The sequence below is a fragment of the Nocardioides dubius genome, from assembly GCF_039528155.1.
Taxonomy (GTDB): domain Bacteria; phylum Actinomycetota; class Actinomycetes; order Propionibacteriales; family Nocardioidaceae; genus Nocardioides; species Nocardioides dubius.
This window is the reverse complement of sequence record NZ_BAAALG010000011.1, coordinates 65879-83333: the sequence shown is the minus strand read 5'-3', so window position 1 is coordinate 83333 and position 17455 is coordinate 65879. Positions and strand designations below refer to the sequence as shown.

Sequence of the window (17455 nt, the reverse complement as noted above, 5' to 3'; positions counted from 1 at the left end):
CAGCAGAGCACGGACCTCCGACACAACCCCCAGAACGCACGTTGCCCGGCACCGCAACAGCGGTACCGGGCAACGCGGTGAGCTCAGATCAGGAGTTGGCGTCCTCGGCGTTCGCCGCCTCCTGCTTGCGGGTGGCCGCCAGGCTGACCACCGCGGTGACCGCGAGGGTGCCGATGATGACGGTCAACGAGAGCCAGATCGGGATGTCCGGAGCCCACGAGATGTGCTCGCCGCCGTTGATGAACGGAAGCTCGTTCTCGTGCATCGCGTGCAGGATCAGCTTGACGCCGATGAAGGCGAGCAGGAACGACAGACCGTAGGACAGGTAGATCAGGCGCTGCAGCAGGCCGCCGATCAGGAAGTACAGCTGACGCAGACCCATCAGCGCGAACAGGTTCGCGGTGAAGACCAGGTACGGGTCCTTGGTGAGGCCGTAGATGGCGGGGATCGAGTCCAGCGCGAAGAGCAGGTCGGTGGTGCCGAGCGCGAGGATCACCAGGAACATCGGGGTGATCAGGCGCTTGCCGCCCTCCTTGATGGTCAGCTTGGTGCCGTGCCACTCGCTGGTCGCCGGAAGGTGGTTCTCGGCGAACTTGACCAGCTTGTTCTCCTCGAACTCGTCCTCGTCGTCGTGCTGACCCTCGCCGGCGAGCTTCACCGCCGTGTAGATCAGGAAGAGGCCGAAGATGTAGAAGACCCAGGAGAACTCGTTGATCGCCGCTGCGCCGACCACGATGAAGATGGCGCGCATGATCAGCGCCAGCACGATGCCGATCATCAGCGCGGTCTGCTGGTACTGACGCGGCACGCCGAACTTCGTCATGATGATGATGAAGATGAAGAGGTTGTCGATGGAGAGTGAGTACTCCGTCAACCAGCCGGCGAAGAACTCAGCGCCGGGGTTGGGCGACAGCTCGTGCGGCTCCGCGAAGATCAGCAGACAGACCCCGAAGATCACCGCCAGCCCCACGAAGAAGGCCAGGTGGCGGCTGACCTCGGCCATCGACGGCTCATGCGGCCGCCGGGCGATGACCAACAGGTCGACCATCAGCACACCGATCAGGACGACCAGGGTGATGCCCCAGACCAAGGGTGAGGCGACCGAGTCGCCGAATATTGCGTTCACGTGTGAGTTCGCTCCTCCGGAGTGACGTGTGGTGCAACGTAGGTGCGAGCCTACGCCTGCCTGACAGGGACTCCGGAGGTCTCTTCCGCCCGCGTGGCGGGCCGATGGCGCCGGGGCAGGCCGTGGACCTACCCGTGATGACGACGTCACCGCGAAGGAATACTCCCCTCCGATACAACGAAGCGAAGTCTTTCATGCCGGTGCACTTTGAGGCGAACCCGGCAGCCCGTCTCAGCCGACGCCGACCGCCGGGCGCCCGTAGGTCGTCGTCCGCTGCCGGACCGGCCGGTCGATGCCGACGCCGATCTCCTCCAGCTCGGCCACCGTCTTCGCCGAGCCGTGCTCGGAGCCGGCCATCCGGGAGATGGTCTCCTCCATCAGCGTCCCGCCCAGGTCGTTGGCGCCGGCCTGCAGCATCGCCCGGGTGCCCTCGATGCCGAGCTTCACCCAGGAGGTCTGGATGTTGTCGATCCGGCCGTGCAGCATGATCCGGGCCAGCGCGTGGACGGCGAGGTTGTCGCGCAGCGACGGCCCGGGGCGGGCCACGCCGGCCAGGTAGATCGGCGCGGAGGTGTGCACGAACGGCAGCGGCACGAACTCCGTGAAGCCGGCCACCCCGGCCTCGTGCGCCTTGTCCTGGACGCCGGCCAGCACCTTCAGGTGGTTCACCCAGTGCCGCGGGTTGTCCACGTGGCCGTACATCATCGTCGAGCTGGAGCGCACCCCGACCCGGTGCGCGGTGCTGACGATCTCGATCCAGGTCGCGGTCGGCAGCTTGCCCTTGGTCAGGATCCAGCGGACGTCGTCGTCGAGGATCTCCGCGGCGGTGCCCGGGATGGTGTCCAGGCCGGACTCCTTGGCCCGGGTCAGGAAGTCGGCGAACGAGAGTCCGGTGCGCGAGGAGCCGTTGACGATCTCCATCGGCGAGAAGGCGTGCACGTGCATCTGCGGCACCCGGGCCTTCACCGCGGCGGCGAGGTCGAAGTACGCGGTGCCGGGCAGCTCGGGATCGATGCCACCCTGCATGCAGACCTCGGTGGCGCCGAGGGTCCACGCCTCCTCGGCGCGGTCCGCCACCTGGTCGAGGGAGAGCGAGTAGGCGTCGGCGTCGCTCTTGCGCTGCGCGAACGCGCAGAACCGGCACCCGACGTAGCAGACGTTGGTGAAGTTGATGTTCCGGTTCACCACGTAGGTGACGTCGTCGCCGACGACCTGGCGGCGCAGCTCGTCGGCCAGTGCCGCGACGTCGCGCAGCAGGTCGCCCTCGGCGGTGATCAGCACCAGCGCGTCGTCGGCGCTGAGGACGCCCGGGGCGCGCTCGGCGGCGGCGAGGGCCGCGGCTCCCGCACTGCGCAGCCCGGGAGCGCCCGCGGTGGCGACCTCCTCGGCCGCCTGACGGACCTCCTCCCAGTCGCCGTAGACGTGGGAGAAGTCGCCGCGACGGTCCGCGCTGCGACCGTCGGTGTCGATGCTGGCGAACAGGTCGGTGCGCCCGGTGCTGCTGAGCTCCTCCTCGGGCTCCTGCCAGGCACGGCCCTGGGGCCGGACGCCGGGCACGGCCAGGCCGGCATCCGGGCCGTCGGCGATCGCCAGCGCGGCGACGTGGGTGTGGATGCGTGGGTCGAGCCACGGCGTCGGGCGGGTGACGTACTCGGGGTGGGCGGTGAGCCGGGGGCGCAGGTCGAAGCCGCACTGCGCGGTGATGTCGCGCAGCCGCTCCAGCGAGGGCCAGGGGCGCTCGGGGTTCACGTGGTCCGGCGTCAGCGGGGAGACGCCGCCCCAGTCGTCGACACCGGCCGCGAGCAGCGCCGCGCACTCCCCGAGGGAGACCAGGTTCGGCGGCGCCTGGATCCGCATCTTCGGCCCGAGCACGATCCGGCTGACGGCGATCGCCGCGCGGTACTCGTCCAGGCCGAGGTCGTCGCGGTGCCGGGCTGCCGTGTCCGGCTTGGCCCGGAAGTTCTGCACGATCACCTCTTGCAGGGCGCCGTAGCGACGGGCGTTCGCACGCAGCGCGAAGATCGTCTCGGCGCGCTCGGTGAGGTCCTCGCCGATGCCGACGAGCAGACCGGAGGTGAACGGGATCGCGAGGCGCCCGGCGTCCTCGAGGACACGCAGGCGGACGTCCGGGTCCTTGTCCGGGGAGCCGTAGTGCACGGCGCCCTTGGTCTCGAAGAGGCGACGCGAGGTGGTCTCCAGCATCATCCCCATCGACGGCGCCACCGGCTTCAGCCGGTTGAGCTCCTCCCAGCTCATCACGCCGGGGTTGAGGTGGGGCAGCAGGCCGGTCTCCTCCAGCACCCGGATCGCCATCGCCCGGACGTAGGCCAGCGTCGAGTCGTAGCCGCGCGACTCCAGCCACTCCTGGGCCTCGGGCCACCGGTCCTCGGGGCGGTCGCCGAGCGTGAAGAGGGCCTCCAGGCAGCCCAGCTTGGCACCCTCGGCCGCGATCGCGACGATCTCGTCGGGGGAGAGGAAGGGGGAGTCCAGCTTGCCCGGCACGGTGACGAAGGTGCAGTAGTGGCACCGGTCGCGACACAGCCGGGTGATCGGGATGAAGACCTTGGGGGAGTAGGTGACCGTGCCCGGGCGTCCGGCGCTGACCAGGCCGGCGTCACGGACCCGGGCCGCGATCGCGCAGAGGGCGTCGAGGTCGTCGCCGGTCGCGGCGAGCAGCGCGGCGGCCTCGCCGACGTCCAGGGTGGCGCCGCGGTCGGCGCGGGTCAGGGCGCGGCGGATCTGCTGGGGCGTGGCAGACACTCTTCTACTCCTTGTCACGGAAACGCAGTCAGCACAGCACAGAAACGGGACGTGCGGATCCGGTGTCTCACCGTTTCCGCACGTCCCGTCGGGATCTGCTGCGCCCTCATCTGCAGTTTGTGCGCTTCTCAGCGACAACAAGTGCAGGTTTGGGGGTGAACAAGCGCAGGTTCGGGGGTGAACAAGCGCAAGCTCGGGCTTAGATGAGGGACTTGAGGTGCTCGACGACGGCGGCCGGGTTCTCGGCGGCGGGGTGCACGTTGAGGCTGGTCACGCCGGCCTCCTTGAACGCCGCGAGCCGCTCCTTGATGTAGGACTCGGGTCCGACCAGGTTCGCGGCCTCCAGCCACTCCAGCGGCACCAGGGCCTCGGCCTCGCGCTTCTTGCCCGAGAGGTAGAGCTCCTGGATCTCCGTCGCCTCCTTCTCGTAGCCGTAGGCGCAGGCGACGTCGTTGTAGAAGTTCTTGCCCTTGGCGCCCATGCCGCCGACGTAGAGCGCGAAGAGCGGGCGGGCGAAGTCGAGCAGCGCCTTGGTCTCCGGGCCCTCGCCGATCGCGACCATGCCGCCGGCGACGATGTTCATCGCACCCAGCGACGGGTCGCGGCGCGCGGAGCCGGCCTTGATCGCGTCGCCCCACACCTGGCCGAACTTCTCCGGCCAGAACAGGTGCGGCAGCCAGCCGTCGGCCAGCTCGGCCGCCTGCTCGACGTTCTTCGGGCCGAGCGCGGCGACGTAGATCGGGATGCTGGAGCGCTCCGGCTTGGTGAGCAGCTTGAGCGGCTTGCCGAGCCCGGTGACGGCGCCGTCCTCCTTGGTCAGCGGAAGCTTGATCAGCCCGTCGGAGACCAGCGGCTCACGCTTGAGGCCGGAGCGGATGATCTCGATGACCTCGGCGGTGCGGGCCAGCGGCTTGGAGTACGGCAGACCGTGGAATCCCTCGATCACCTGCGGCCCGGAGGCGCCGAGGCCGAGGATCGCGCGACCGTTGGAGACGTTGTCGAGCCCGGCGGCGGTCTGCAGCAGTGCGCCCGGGGTGCGCGAGTAGATGTTGAGGATCGCCGAGCCGATCTCGATGGTCTCGGTCTTGGCGGCCAGATAGCCCATCAGGGTGGGGGAGTCGAAGCCATAGGCCTCGGCCACCCACACGGTGTCGAGCCCGGCCTTCTCCAGCGCCACGACCTGGTCGGCCGCGGCGCGGGGGTTGCCGTCATACGTCAGCATGGTGGAGAGCTTCATTGCATCCTCGTCGTCGTCATCGAAGGGGTTGAGGTGAGGTTAACGTTCATTCACCGTAGAGGGCAGTGATCTCGGCCGAATAGTTCTCGTGAACCACCCGGCGCTTGAGCTTGAGGGTAGGCGTGAGCTCGGCCGACTCGGCCGTCCACTCGGCGCCGAGCAGGCGCCACTGCTTGACCTGCTCGGGACGGGAGAGGCGGGCATTGGCCGACTCCACCGCCTGGCCGACGAGGGCCAGGATCGTCGGATCGGCGGCCAGCGCGGAGAGGCTGGTGAACTCGACGCCCACCTTCGCGGCCACCAGCGGGGCGATCTCCGCATCCAGGGTGAGCACCGCGACGACGTAGGGGCGGCCCTCGCCGTAGGCCAGCGCATGGCCGATCAGCGGGCTCTCCTTGAGCAGGTTCTCGATGTTGGACGGGGCGATGTTCTTGCCCGAGGAGGTGATGATCATCTCCTTCTTGCGGTCCACCACCTTGATGAAGCCGTCGGCGTCGATCTCGCCGATGTCGCCGGTGTGCACCCAGCCGTCGGCGTCGATCAGCGCGGCGGTGGCGTCGGGCCGGTTCAGGTAGCCCGGCGTGGTGACCGGTCCGCGGGCCAGGATCTCGCCGTCCTCGCCGAGGCGGACCTCGAGGCCGGCCAACGGGCGGCCGACGGTGCCGAGGCGGAAGGCGTCGGGGCCGCAGGCCGCCACCGCGGACGAGGTCTCGGTCATCCCGTAGACGTCGTAGATCCGCATGCCCAGGCCGGCGAAGAAGCGGGCCACCTCCTCGGGCATCGGCGCGGCGGCGCTCGCCGCCCACTGGCAGCGGTCCAGGCCGAGCAGTCCGCGCAGCAGGCTGAGCACGGCGCCGTCCATCGCCTCGAACTGGGCGGTGAGCTCCGGGGAGGGGGTGTTGCCGTACTGCTGGGCCTCGACATACGCGAGGCCGACGGCCATCGCGGCCTCGATGCCGGCCCGCTTCGCCTCGTCCGGCTCGGCAGCCAGCCGGGCCGAGACGCCGGTGCGGATCTTCTCCCACACCCGGGGGACGCCGAAGAAGCGGGTCGGGCGGACCTCGGCCAATGCGCCGACCAGCAGCGAGGGGTCGGCGATCAGGTGCACGTGGCCACCCTGGACCTGGGGCACGTACATGCTCAGGATCCGCTCGGCGATGTGCGCGAACGGCAGGTAGGACAAGGTGATCCCGGGCTCGGTGGTGCCGGCCACCGCCGAGGAGGACTCCGCCTCGAAGAGCAGGTTGGTGTGGGTGAGCACCACGCCCTTGGGGGCGCCGGTGGTGCCCGAGGTGAACAGGATGGTGAGCGGCTGGTCGGTCTTCAGGCCGGCGATCCGGGCGTCCACCTCGGCCGGCTGCGCGGCCCGGCGGGCGGCGCCGTCGGCGAGCAGGCGCGACCAGGTCAGGTGATCGCCGGCGGCAGCCTCGTCGAGCACCACGACGGTGCGCACCGACCCCGTCGAGAGCGCCTCGCTCCACCGGGCCAGCTGGTCGGCGCCCTCCAGGATCACCACCGCCGGGGCCAGGTCGGCGGCGACCTGGCCGACCTGCAGCGGGGAGAGGGTGGCGTAGACCGAGGAGGGCACCGCGCCGGCGTGCACGGCACCCAGGTCGGCCAGGATGTGCTCGATCCGGCTGCTCGCCATGATCGCGACCGTCTCGCCAGGCTGCACGCCCAGCTCGACCAGACCCGCAGCGACGTCCAGGGCGCGCTCGCGCACCTCGCTCCAGGTGAGCGTGCGCCACCCGTCTCCGTCCACCCCTACCTTGTCGGAGTAGGCCGGCTGATCGCCGTAGGTCGCCACGGTCCGGGCCAGGGCGACGGGCAGGGTCAGCCCGTCGATGGCGGAGAGGATCTGCTCGCGCTGCGGGTCGGTCATGATGCTCCTCAGTAGCTCTTGGGAAGGCCGAGTTGCTGACTTCCGATGTGTGCCAGTACCAGTTGTTCCGAGACGGGGATGTTCTTGCCGATCCGGGCGTCGCGGAAGATCCGCTCGATCGGATACTCCTTGGAGTAGGCCATGCCGCCGAGCGTCTGGAACGCCTGGTCGGCCGCCTCCCAGGCCACCTGGGCGCCCAGCAGCTTGGCGATGTTGGCCTCGTCGCCACACGGCTTGCCCTGGTCGTAGAGCCAGGCCGCCTTGTACGCCATCAGCCGGGTCGCCTCCAGCTTCGCCTTGATCTGGGCGAGCGGGAACTGGATGCCCTGGTTCGCGCCGATCGGCTTGCCGAAGACGACCCGCTCCTTGGCGTAGGAGACGGCGATGTCGAGGGCCGCCTGCGCGGTGCCCACCGCGCCGCCCGAGGCCAGGATCCGCTCCGGGTTGAGCACGTCCCACAGCACCGCGAAGCCGGCGTCGACCTCGCCGATCACCCGGTGCGCGGGCACCCGGACGTCGTCGAAGAAGACCTGGCTCGAGTGCAGGATGTTGCTGCCCATCTTCGGGATCGGCGTGTAGCTCAAGGTGCCGGCGGCCAGCGCCTCCTTGACGTCGATCAGGAAGAGCGTGAACCCGGCGACCCGGGGCTTGGCCTCGGCCGCGGGGATGGTGCGGGTGACCGCGACCATCCAGTCGGCGCGCTCCACGTTGGAGATCCACACCTTCTGGCCCTTGATCAGGAAGTCGTCGCCGTCACGGCGCGCCGAGGTGGTGATCTCGATGGTGTTGCTGCCGGCGTCGGGCTCGGTGAGCGCGAGGCAGAACTGCGCCTTGCCCTCGGCGAGCGCGGGCAGCACCTCCTGCTTCTGCTCCTCGGTGCCGTGGCGCACGATCGTGGTGGCGCCGAAGCCCGGGGTGGTCACGTAGAAGAAGGTGCCCGCGACGCCACCGGACGCCGTCAGCGCCTCGTTGGCGACCGTCAGCTCCAGCAGGCCCTGGCCGCCGCCCCCGTACTCCTCGGGGATGTTGAGGCCGAACCAGCCGCCGTCTGCGAGGTCGTCCCAGGCCTCCTGCGGGAAGCGGTGCTCCTCCTCGCATCGGGTCCAGTAGGCGTGGTCGTAGCGCGCGGCGACGGCGGCGACGCCGTCACGGACGATCTGCGCGGATTCGGGAAGCTCGAGGTCCATCAGGCGTCCTCACAGGCCGAGCGAGCGACCGATGATCTCCTTCTGGATCTCGGTCGTGCCGCCGTAGATGGTGGAGATCCGGCTGTCGAGGTAGGCCTTGGCCACCGGGTACTCGAGCATGTAGCCGTAGCCGCCGTGCAGCTGGACGGCCTGGTTGACGAGCTTGTTCTGCAGCTCGGTGGCCCAGTACTTGGCCATCGAGGCGCCGGTGGCGTCGAGCTCGCCCTTGATGTGCTTGGCGATGCAGTCGTCGAGGAAGACCCGGGTGATCCGGGCCTCGGTGGCCATCTCGGCGATCACGAACCGGGTGTTCTGGAACTTGCCGATCGGCTTGCCGAACGCCTCGCGGGTCTTGGCGTAGTCGAGGCAGATCTCGACCATCAGGTCGCAGGCGGCGGCTGCCTGGGCGGCGATGATCAGCCGCTCCTGCGGCAGGTTCATCATCAGCGAGATGAAGCCGCTGCCCTCGGCGCCGAGCAGGTTCTCCTTGGGCACCCGGACGTCGGTGAAGGAGAGCTCCGCGGTGTCCTGGGCGTGCAGGCCGACCTTCTCCAGGTTGCGGCCGCGCTCGAAGCCCTCCATGCCGCGCTCGACGACGAGCAGGCTGATGCCCTGGTGGCCGGCGTCGGGGTTGGTGCGGGCCACGACGATCACCAGGTCGGCGTTGATGCCGTTGGAGATGAAGGTCTTGGAGCCGTTGAGCAGGTAGTGGTCGCCCTGGTCGATAGCGGTGGTGCGGATGCCCTGCAGGTCGCTGCCGGCGCCGGGCTCGGTCATCGCGATCGCGGTGATCGTCTCGCCGCTCACGCAACCGGGCAGCCAGCGCTGCTTCTGCTCCTCGGTGGCCAGGCTGGAGAGGTACGGAACGATGATGTCGGTGTGCACCGAGAAGCCGGGGCCGGCGGTGCCGGCGCGGGTCTGCTCCTCGGAGAGCACCACGTTGTAGCGGAAGTCGTCGACGCCGGCGCCGCCGAAGGCCTCGTCCACGTCGAAGCAGAGGAGGCCGGCTGCGCCGGCCTTGAGCCACAGGTCGCGGGGGACGATGCCGTCCTTCTCCCACTGGTCGTGGAACGGCACGACCTCGCGCTCGAAGAAGGTCCGGACGGTCTTGCGGAAGTCCTCGTGCTCGGCTTCGAAGATCGGGCGGGCGGGCTGGTTCATCGGAGGAGTCCCTTCACTGGTGGTGTCGCGCAACTCTAACAGTGACAGTGCTACTGTCAATGAACTTTCAGGTCATGGACGGGGCACGTTCTGAGACCCCCGTCCCTGGAGCTGCGGACTCTCCGCGTGGCACCGCGCGTCGAGTCGCGGCGACTGCTTGGTGGTCTCGTGCGGGCTGCGCCGGTCGACGCCGTAGTCGCAGTTCTTCAGCAGCTTCGGCACCAGCAGCACCCGGCCGCTGCCGTCGCGGGTGGAGCCGGCCATCGCCGCCAGCTGCTGCGGCAGCCAGTCCAGCCAGTGCCGCAGCCCGGGCAGGCGCAGCCCGGCCATCGCCAGCAGCGGGGTGCTGGCGTCGATCAGCTCCACGACCTCGGGCTCCAGGTCGCGCCAGAGACCCTCGACCGCCGCAGCCGCCTCGGGACCGGTGGTCAGCAGACGCCGCACCGTGGGATCGAGGCCGGCAAGCTCCGCGCTGACCAGGCGGGCGTTGCGCAGCGTGCGCCGGATCAGCGCCGCCTGGTCGCTGATGGTCGTCAGCGGGACCTCCGCCGCGCGGGTCAGCCGGAGCAGGTCGGGCTGCATCGCCTGGAGCAGGTCGAAGGCGCGCTCCAGCTCGATCGTGGTGGCCCGCAGGTCGACGGTGCCGTCGCCGAAGACCGCGTCGATCTCGGTGGAGATGGTGGTGATGTCGTCGATGTCGATCCGCTTCATCAGGGTCTGCACGTCGGCCAGCACCTGCGGCATCGGCAGCGGGATCGCATCAGAGCCGGCGCTGACCTCGCTGCCGTCGGCGAGCCACGGACCCTGGTCGGTGTTGGGGGCGATGTAGAGGTGCTGCTCACCGACCGCGGAGAGGTTGCGGACCTCGAAGGTGCTGTCGGTGGGGATCCGCGCGTCCTCCTCCAGCTCGATCGTCGCCGCGATGCCGTCGTCGGTGAGCCGGATCCCGGTGACCACCCCGACCTTCTGCCCGCGATAGGTGACGGCGGCGCGCGGGTGCAGCCCGCCGGCCTCGGGCAGGTGGACGGTGACGGTGGTCGGGGAGGAGAACAGGCCGCCGCCGACCACTGCGTCGCCGACGTAGGCGGTGCCGGCCACCACGATCGCCAGCAGCAGGATCTGGGCGATCCGCACCCGGCGGCGGACGCGCTCGAACTGGCTCATCGGCCGCCCTCCTGTCCGCGGGCGCCGTCCGGCTGCTGCGGCTGGCCGCTGGTCGGGTTGAGGCCGTCCGGGTCGAGCAGCAGGGTCAGGTCGAAGTTGGAGAAGTCGCCCGGCGACGCGTCGTCGGTGAGCGCGCCGAACTTGATCAGGCCGCGCATGCCGCGGACCAGGTGGGACTGCGACCGGCGCAACGAGTCCAGCACCGGGCCGGCGCTGTCCAGGGTGGTGACCAGGTCCTCGCGCACCGCCGTGGTGAAGGCCTCGGTGCTCTCGCCGAGGCGCCGGACCTTGGCGAGCAGGCGGAGCAGGTCGCTCTGCTGGCCCTCGAGCGCCCGCACCGCCGGGCGCAGGTCGCGCACCGCCTCGACCAGGTAGGGAGCGTCGTCGGCAAGGCGTCGGGTCAGCCGGTTCACCCCACGCAGTGCCCGGTCGAAGTCGGCGGTGTGCGCGTTCAGGTCGCTCACCGTGTCATCGAGCCCGCGCAGCAGCGCGCGGGCGGCCGGCGCGTTGCCGGTGAGCGCCACGTTGAGCTCGTCGACCACGGTGCCGATGTCGGCGAAGGCGCCGCCGGTGACCACCACCGACAGCGAGCTCAGCAGGTCGGCGACGTCGGGTGCGCGGGTGGTGCTGGCCACCTCGATCCGCGCTCCGGCCTCGAGCGGGGCATTGCCCTGCGGGCCGTCGAGCAACTCCACGAAGGCGGTGCCCATCGGGGAGGTGAGCCGGATCTCGGCGCGGCCGCCGGAGCGGATCCGGGTCTCGTCGGTGATCTCCATCGCGACCACGGCCCGGTAGTCACGCACCTCGACCCCGACCACCTGGCCGATGGTCCGCCCGCCCCACTTGACCGGCGAGTCCACCGGCAGGTTCAGGGCGCTGTCGAAGACGGCGGTGAGCTCGTAGGTCGGGCCCTCGATCAGCGACGGCATCGGGACGTCGTCCAGGGAGAGCCCGCAGCCGCCGAAGAGCAGGCCCAGGCAGAGCAGGGGAGCGGCGAGCAGACGGCGGCTCATGGCAGGTTCCCCGGGATCGCCTCGCCGAGGCCGTCCAGCAGCCAGTCCAGTGCCCCGGTGCTCTCGGAGGTGAAGAGCAGGTCGCACCACCGCCCGGCCAGGGCCTGGCACATGGTGGCGCGGAAGTCGGCGGAGAACGGGCCGGTGTCGGTGGAGAACTGCACCCGGAGCCGGCCGGTGCGCCAGTCGTAGGCACGGGCCAGATTCTCGGCGAGGGTGGGCATGGTGTCGAAGGCCTCGGCGAGCGAGTCGCGGTGGCGGGAGACCTGACGGGTCAGGCGGAGGGCCTCGTTCAGGTCGGTGCCGATCACCTTCCGGTTGCGGGCCACGAAGCCACTGACCACCCCGGTCAGCTCGTCCAGCGACCTGAGCGTGCCGGAGACGCCGTGGCGTTGCTCGGCGAGGACCGCGGTGGTGGCGTCGAGGCTGGCCGAGAAGCGCCGGATCACCGCGTCGCGGGCAGCGACCGAGGAGAGCAGGTCGGCCAGGTTCGCGGTGACCGTGGAGAGGTCGCCGCCGGAGGCGTTGATCGTGCGCAGCGCTCGCTCCCCGGCCACCAGTGCCTTGCGCACCCGAGGACCGTTGCCTTCGAAGCTGCGCGCCGTCACCTCCAGCAGGTCGCCGACGTCGCGGCCGCCGGGGGTGGTGTTGTCCAAGGCCAGCACCAGGTCGTCGATCGAGGAGGCGATCTGGTCCACCCCGGCCGGGCTGCGGGTGCGGTCGGTGCCGAGGTGGGCGCCGTCGGCGAGCGCCGGTCCGCCCTGATAGGCCGGGCCCATCTCCACGTAGCGGTCGGTGACCAGGCTGGACTGCATGATGTTGGCGCCGGCCTCCTGGGGCAGGCGGGTGCCGGCGTCGAGCTCGATGCGCACCTGCATCCAGCGGCCCTTGGGCTCGATCGCGGTGACCGTGCCGACCGGGACGCCGAGGTACTGCACGTCGTTGCCGACGTAGAGCCCGGTGGTGTCCTCGAAGTCGGCGGTGACCACGATCGGCTCCTCGCCACCCGAGCGCCACCACAGCAGGCCGCCGGCGACCAGCGCCACGACGAGGGCCGCCAGCGCGATCCGGCTGCGGGAGGCGCTCATGAGCAGGCTCCCGGGGTGGCCACGCACCACAGGTCGTCGGGCAGCACGAACCACGGCGCGTTGACGCCGAGCCACGGGCCGTCGCCGGCCGCGTTCGTGTACAGCCGCATGGTCGGGCCGGCCATCTCGAGCACCGTGTCGAGCTCCTTGCGCTGGGTGTTCAGGACGCCGAGGACCGTGCGGATCCGGCGCAGTGCTGGCTCCAGGTCGGGCTGCGTGGTCCGGGCCAGGGCGGTGAGTCGTCCGGCCAGGCGACGGCTGTCGCGCAGCAGTACCCGCAGCGCCTCGCGCCGCTCGTAGACCATGGTCAGCACCTTGTCGGCGTCGCTCATCAGGGCTTCCAGCTCGTCGGTCTGGTCGGTGACGGTGGTGGTCACCGAGCGCGTGGTGGCAAGCAGCTGCTGCAGCTGGGCGTCGCGGCGGTTCACCATTCCGGAGAGGCCGGTGAGGCCGTCGAGGGCGGTGCGCACGTCGCGCGGAGCGGTGTCCAGCTCGCTGGACAGCACGTCGATCGAGCGCTCCAGCGAGTCGAGGTCGAGCTCCTCGAGCTTGGGGGCGGACTCCAGCCAGAACTCCTCGATCGTCCACGGATCGCTGGCGTTCGTCACCGGCAGCGTGCCGCCGGCGTCCAGGGTGGCCCCGGTGCCCGGGGTGAGGGCGAGGAAGCGCTTGCCGAGCAGGGACTCCAGCTTCACCTCGACCTTGGTGTCGCGGGTCAGCCGGGCGTCCGCGTCGAGGCGGAACTCGACCGCGACCTGGTCCCGCTCCGCGCGTACCGAGGTGACCGAGCCGACGTCGAGGCCGGCGATCCGCACGGCGTCGCCGGCCCGCAGCCCGCCGGCGTGCGCGAGGCGTGCCTGGTAGCGCTCCCCGTCCGGGAGCAGCGCGATCACCACGGCGACCAGGGCCGCCAGCAGCGCGCCGATCAGCAGCAGTCGCAGCAGGCGGGGGGAGAGCAGCGTCATCAGCGGCACCTCGCGGAGTGTTGGCTGCTCGGCACGATGTCGACGCCGGGAAGGCCGGGCAGCTCGCCGAGCAGCTTGCAGACGTAGACGTTGAGGTGACTGCCGTAGCCGAGGGTGCGCAGGTAGACGCCGAACTGGAGGGGTGCAGCCTGGACGGTGTCGCCGAGGAGCTCGGCGTTCTCGGCGAGGTGGTCGCCGACGTCGCGCAGCCCGGCCAGGTCGTAGACCAGCGCGTCGTCGGTCGCATCGAGGAGGTCCTCGACCTCGACCGTCAGCGCCGAGACGTCGTCGAGTGCGCCGCCGATCCGGTTCCGGTCGCGGGCCAGCCCGTGGGTGAGCGAGCCGAGGTCGTCGATCATCCCGGTGATCTCGGCGCGGTGCGTGTCGGCGGCCACGAGCACCGTGGTCAGGTTGTCCAGCACGGTGCCGATCAGGGCGTCGCGGTCGACGAGGTGGGTGGTCAGCCGGCCGACCTGCTGGGTGAGGTGCTCGATGGTGCCGCCCTGGCCCTGGAGCACGGCGACGATGTTCTCGGCCAGCTGGTTGAGATCGCCGGGCTGGAGTGCGTCGAAGAGGGGGCGGAAGGCGTTGAACATCGCGGTCAGGTCGAGTGCGGGCCTGGTCCGCCCGACCGGGATGGTGGCGTCCTCCGGCAACCGCTTCGCGTCCGGTCGGGCGCCCGGCTCCAAGGCGACGTAGCGCTGGCCCATCAGGTTCAGATAGGCGATCGAGGCGATGGTCGACTCGGTGACCTGTTGCGCGCCGTCCACCTCGAAGGTGACCAGGGCGAGGTTGCCGTCGAGGCGGGTGTCGACCACGCGCCCGACCCGGACGCCGGCCATCCGGACGTCGTCGCCCACGCTCAGGCCGGTGGCGTCGCGGAACTCCGCGCGCAGCCGTACCGGGTCCTCGCCACGCTCCCCGGCCAGGGTGCCGGCGATCAGCGCGGTCAGCAGCAGCGAGAGCACGGTGAAGGCGGCGACGCCGAGCACGGCTCCGCGATGGGCGCGTAGGACCCTCATCGGCAGTTCCTCCCGGCCATCGAGCCGTAGCGCGGGCAGTCGGCTGGGCCGTAGGGATCGGGCAGCTGACCGCCGATCACACCCTCCATCTGGATGCTGCCGCCCTTGATCGCGGCGGCGCCGTTCTCGACGACGCCGGTGAACTCGGCCAGCGCGCGGCTGAACGTGGCGCTGCGCGACGCCATCACCTCCAGCACTCCGGCGAAGTCGGCCAGCACGCCGGCGATCGGGGTGCCCTGGGCCCGTAGGAACGTGTCGACGGTGCCGGCCAGCCCGCTCAGGTCGCGCAGCGCGGCCAGCACCTGGCGGTGCTGCTCGGCGTAGGTGCGGGCCAGGGGGAGCGAGTCGCGCAGCACCTGGACCAGCAGCGGCTCCACCTCGGCGCCGAGCTCGCTGGCCTCGGCCAGCAGGGCGACGTCGCGGTGGAAGGTGGGCGCGACGCCCCGCCACGAGTCGACCAGCGCGTCGGCGTCGCGGATGAACGCGCCGAGGTCGTCGCCGCGCCCGTCGAGGGAGGCCGCGAGCTGGGAGAGGGCGGCGTCGAGATCGGCCGGGTCGATGGCGACCAGCAGCCGCTGGGCGGCGGTGAAGGTGTCCATCAGGCGCAGGGTGGCTCGCGAGGTGTCGGCGGGGATGGTGCTGCCGGCGTCGAGCGAGCCGGCTGCGGCCGATGCCTCGGCCGGGCGGACCAGGTCGACGTACTCGTTGCCGAACAGGGTGCCGGGCAGGACTCGGGCGACGACGTCGCTGGGGATCGCCTCGGCGTACTCGGACATCAGCACGATCTCCGCGCTGGGCCGGGTGCCGGGGGCGACGCTCAGCACCCGGCCCACCCGGAGGCCGCGGTACTTGACGTCGGAGCTCACCCCGAGCGAGTCCCCGCTGGTGGGCAGGGCGGCGGTGACCTTGAGGTCGTTGGTGATCAGGCCCAGGTAGGAGCCCGCGAGCCAGGCCGTGACCCCGCCGACCAGAGCGAGGGTCGTCAGACCGACCAGCAGCATCCGGGTGCGCTGGCCGAGGCCGGTGATGAACGTCCTCATCCGGAGATCTGGACCTGCTGATCGGGGCCCCAGAGGGCCAGCGTGAGCAGGATGTCGAAGACGGTGAGCGCGACGATGCTGGTGCGGATCGCCAGACCCGTCGAGCGGCCCACGCCCTCGGGGCCACCGCTGGCGGTCATCCCGTAATAGCAGTGGATCAGGGTGATGATCAGGGTCAGCACGATCACCTTGATGCCGGCGTAGAGCACGTCGACGGGTGCCACGAAGGTGCTGAAGTAGTGGTCGTAGGTGCCCGCGGACTGGCCGAAGAAGGTGGTGACCATGAAGTCGGTGGCCACATAGGTGCCGACCAGGCCGATCAGGAAGAGCGGCACCATCACCACCAGGGAGGCGATGATCCGGGTGCTGACCAGGTAGGGGATCGGCCGGATCGCCATCGACTCCAGCGCGTCGACCTCCTCGTTGATCTTCATCGCGCCGATCCGCGAGGTGAACCCGCACCCGATCCGGGCGGCGAAGCCGAGCGAGGCGACGATCGGGGCGAGCTCGCGGGTGTTGGCGTAGCCGGAGATGAAGCCGGTCAGCGGTGCCAGGCCGATCACGTCGAGGCCGTTGTAGCCCTCCAGGCCCACCTCGGTGCCGGTCAGGGTGGAGAGCAGCAGCACCACGCCGACCACGCCGCCGCCGACCACGAAGACGCCGGAGCCGAGGGTGACCTCGGCCAGCACCCGGCCGATCTCGCCGCGGTAGCGACGCAGCGCGAGCGGGATGCCACGCAAGGCGTGGAAGGCGAGCGCCATCATCTCGCCGAGGCGGACGATGGGGGTGGTGACCACGTCGGCGGCGCTCATCCGAGGGGCCCTCCTGCCAGGGTGCTGTGGATCTGGGAGATCGCGAAGTTCGCGGCGAAGAGCGCGATGAAGTTGATGACCACGGCGCTGGTCACCGCATCGCCGACGCCGGTCGGCCCGGCGCTGACCCGCAGCCCCTTGTGCGCGGCGATCACCGTGCACATCACCGCGAAGATCGCCGCCTTGACCAGGGAGAGCCAGAGGTCGGAGAGCCCGGCCAGGGTGGTGACCGAGGCCAGGTAGGCGCCGGGTGGCAGGTCCTGGAGCACCACGCTCACGGTGAGGGTGGTCAGGATGGTGAAGAACATGACCACGCCGTTGAGCAGCACGGCGACCACCACGGTGGCCAGCATCCGGGGGACCAGCAGGCGCTCCACGATCGGGATGCCCATCACCTCGAGGGCGTCCAGCTCGTCACGGATCTTGCGGGCGCCGAGGTCGGCGCAGATCGCGGAGCCGGCCACGCCGGCCAGCATCAGTGCGGTGATCATCGGCGAGGCCTGGCGGACCACGGCCAGGGTGTTGCCGGCGCCGGTGAAGGAGACCGCACCCACCTCCTGGGCGAGCACGCCGACCTGCAGGGCGAGGATCACCCCGAAGGGCATCGAGACGGCCAGTGCCGGCAGTGAGCAGACCCGGATGGTGAACCAGGTCTGCAGCAGGAACTCCTCGAACGGGAAGCGCCGGCCGAGGATGCTGCGCACCAGGGCGGTGATCATCTGCTCGCCCAGGCGGAGCATGGCGAGCAGCTCCTCCAGCGGGCGCCAGGTGCGCAGGTTGGCGCGGATGCCGCTGCGCAGACCGTCACGGAACGACTCGGTGAGCGAGTCGCCGAGGTGGGCGCCGGGCCGCGGGGACCCGTCGGCGTCCGGCGTGGGGAGGGGTGCCGTCGTCATCCCACCCCCTGGTGATCGTGACAGCGTTACTGTGACAGAGATGAGGGTCACATGCTGTCGGGGCGCCGTCAAGCAATTGCCGAAACCCGGTGGAAATAGGCT

14 protein-coding genes are annotated in these 17455 nt (G+C 70.6%); all 14 read right to left on the bottom strand.

Annotated features, from left to right (window positions below):
* Positions 1 to 88: 88 nt before the first annotated feature.
* The 14 genes from ABD151_RS13445 to ABD151_RS13380 all read right to left on the bottom strand — a co-directional run bounded on the left by ABD151_RS13445 (position 89) and on the right by ABD151_RS13380 (position 17353).
* Complete coding sequence (locus ABD151_RS13445; protein ID WP_343995182.1) at positions 89 to 1126, bottom strand: TerC family protein; 1038 nt, start codon at positions 1124 to 1126, stop codon at positions 89 to 91.
* A 231-nt stretch (positions 1127 to 1357) separates the two neighbouring features.
* Positions 1358 to 3886 (bottom strand): bifunctional FO biosynthesis protein CofGH, encoded by a 2529-nt coding sequence (locus tag ABD151_RS13440; protein ID WP_343995180.1) that lies wholly within the window; start codon positions 3884 to 3886, stop codon positions 1358 to 1360.
* A 199-nt stretch (positions 3887 to 4085) separates the two neighbouring features.
* Positions 4086 to 5123 (bottom strand): LLM class F420-dependent oxidoreductase, encoded by a 1038-nt coding sequence (locus tag ABD151_RS13435; RefSeq protein WP_343995178.1) that lies wholly within the window; start codon positions 5121 to 5123, stop codon positions 4086 to 4088.
* Between the two features lie 46 nt (positions 5124 to 5169).
* Positions 5170 to 7005 (bottom strand): AMP-dependent synthetase/ligase, encoded by a 1836-nt coding sequence (locus ABD151_RS13430; protein ID WP_343995176.1) that lies wholly within the window; start codon positions 7003 to 7005, stop codon positions 5170 to 5172.
* Positions 7006 to 7013: 8 nt separating this feature from the next.
* Positions 7014 to 8192 carry an acyl-CoA dehydrogenase family protein gene (locus ABD151_RS13425; RefSeq protein WP_343995174.1) on the bottom strand — a complete coding sequence of 393 codons (1179 nt, stop codon included), beginning with the start codon at positions 8190 to 8192 and terminating at the stop codon, positions 7014 to 7016.
* A 9-nt stretch (positions 8193 to 8201) separates the two neighbouring features.
* Positions 8202 to 9353, bottom strand: coding sequence for an acyl-CoA dehydrogenase family protein (locus ABD151_RS13420; protein ID WP_343995172.1), 1152 nt, complete (start codon positions 9351 to 9353; stop codon positions 8202 to 8204).
* A gap of 72 nt (positions 9354 to 9425) precedes the next feature.
* Complete coding sequence (locus ABD151_RS13415; protein ID WP_343995170.1) at positions 9426 to 10517, bottom strand: MlaD family protein; 1092 nt, start codon at positions 10515 to 10517, stop codon at positions 9426 to 9428.
* Entirely contained in the window at positions 10514 to 11530 is a 1017-nt protein-coding gene (locus ABD151_RS13410) for an MCE family protein (protein ID WP_343995168.1), read from the bottom strand. The genes ABD151_RS13415 and ABD151_RS13410 overlap by 4 nt, the downstream gene beginning before the upstream one ends.
* On the bottom strand, positions 11527 to 12618 hold the full coding sequence (locus ABD151_RS13405; protein ID WP_343995166.1) for an MCE family protein: 1092 nt from the start codon (positions 12616 to 12618) through the stop codon (positions 11527 to 11529). The genes ABD151_RS13410 and ABD151_RS13405 overlap by 4 nt, the downstream gene beginning before the upstream one ends.
* On the bottom strand, positions 12615 to 13583 hold the full coding sequence (locus ABD151_RS13400; RefSeq protein WP_343995164.1) for an MCE family protein: 969 nt from the start codon (positions 13581 to 13583) through the stop codon (positions 12615 to 12617). The genes ABD151_RS13405 and ABD151_RS13400 overlap by 4 nt, the downstream gene beginning before the upstream one ends.
* On the bottom strand, positions 13583 to 14605 hold the full coding sequence (locus tag ABD151_RS13395) for an MCE family protein (RefSeq protein ID WP_343995162.1): 1023 nt from the start codon (positions 14603 to 14605) through the stop codon (positions 13583 to 13585). The genes ABD151_RS13400 and ABD151_RS13395 overlap by 1 nt, the downstream gene beginning before the upstream one ends.
* Complete coding sequence (locus tag ABD151_RS13390; protein WP_343995160.1) at positions 14602 to 15645, bottom strand: MCE family protein; 1044 nt, start codon at positions 15643 to 15645, stop codon at positions 14602 to 14604. The genes ABD151_RS13395 and ABD151_RS13390 overlap by 4 nt, the downstream gene beginning before the upstream one ends.
* Positions 15642 to 16457: an ABC transporter permease gene (locus tag ABD151_RS13385; protein WP_343995158.1), complete on the bottom strand. Its 816-nt coding sequence runs from the start codon at positions 16455 to 16457 to the stop codon at positions 15642 to 15644. Before ABD151_RS13385 ends, ABD151_RS13390 begins: the two co-directional genes overlap by 4 nt.
* Positions 16454 to 17353, bottom strand: a complete 900-nt coding sequence (locus ABD151_RS13380; RefSeq protein WP_343995156.1) for an MlaE family ABC transporter permease — start codon at positions 17351 to 17353, stop codon at positions 16454 to 16456. The genes ABD151_RS13385 and ABD151_RS13380 overlap by 4 nt, the downstream gene beginning before the upstream one ends.
* Positions 17354 to 17455: the final 102 nt, after the last annotated feature.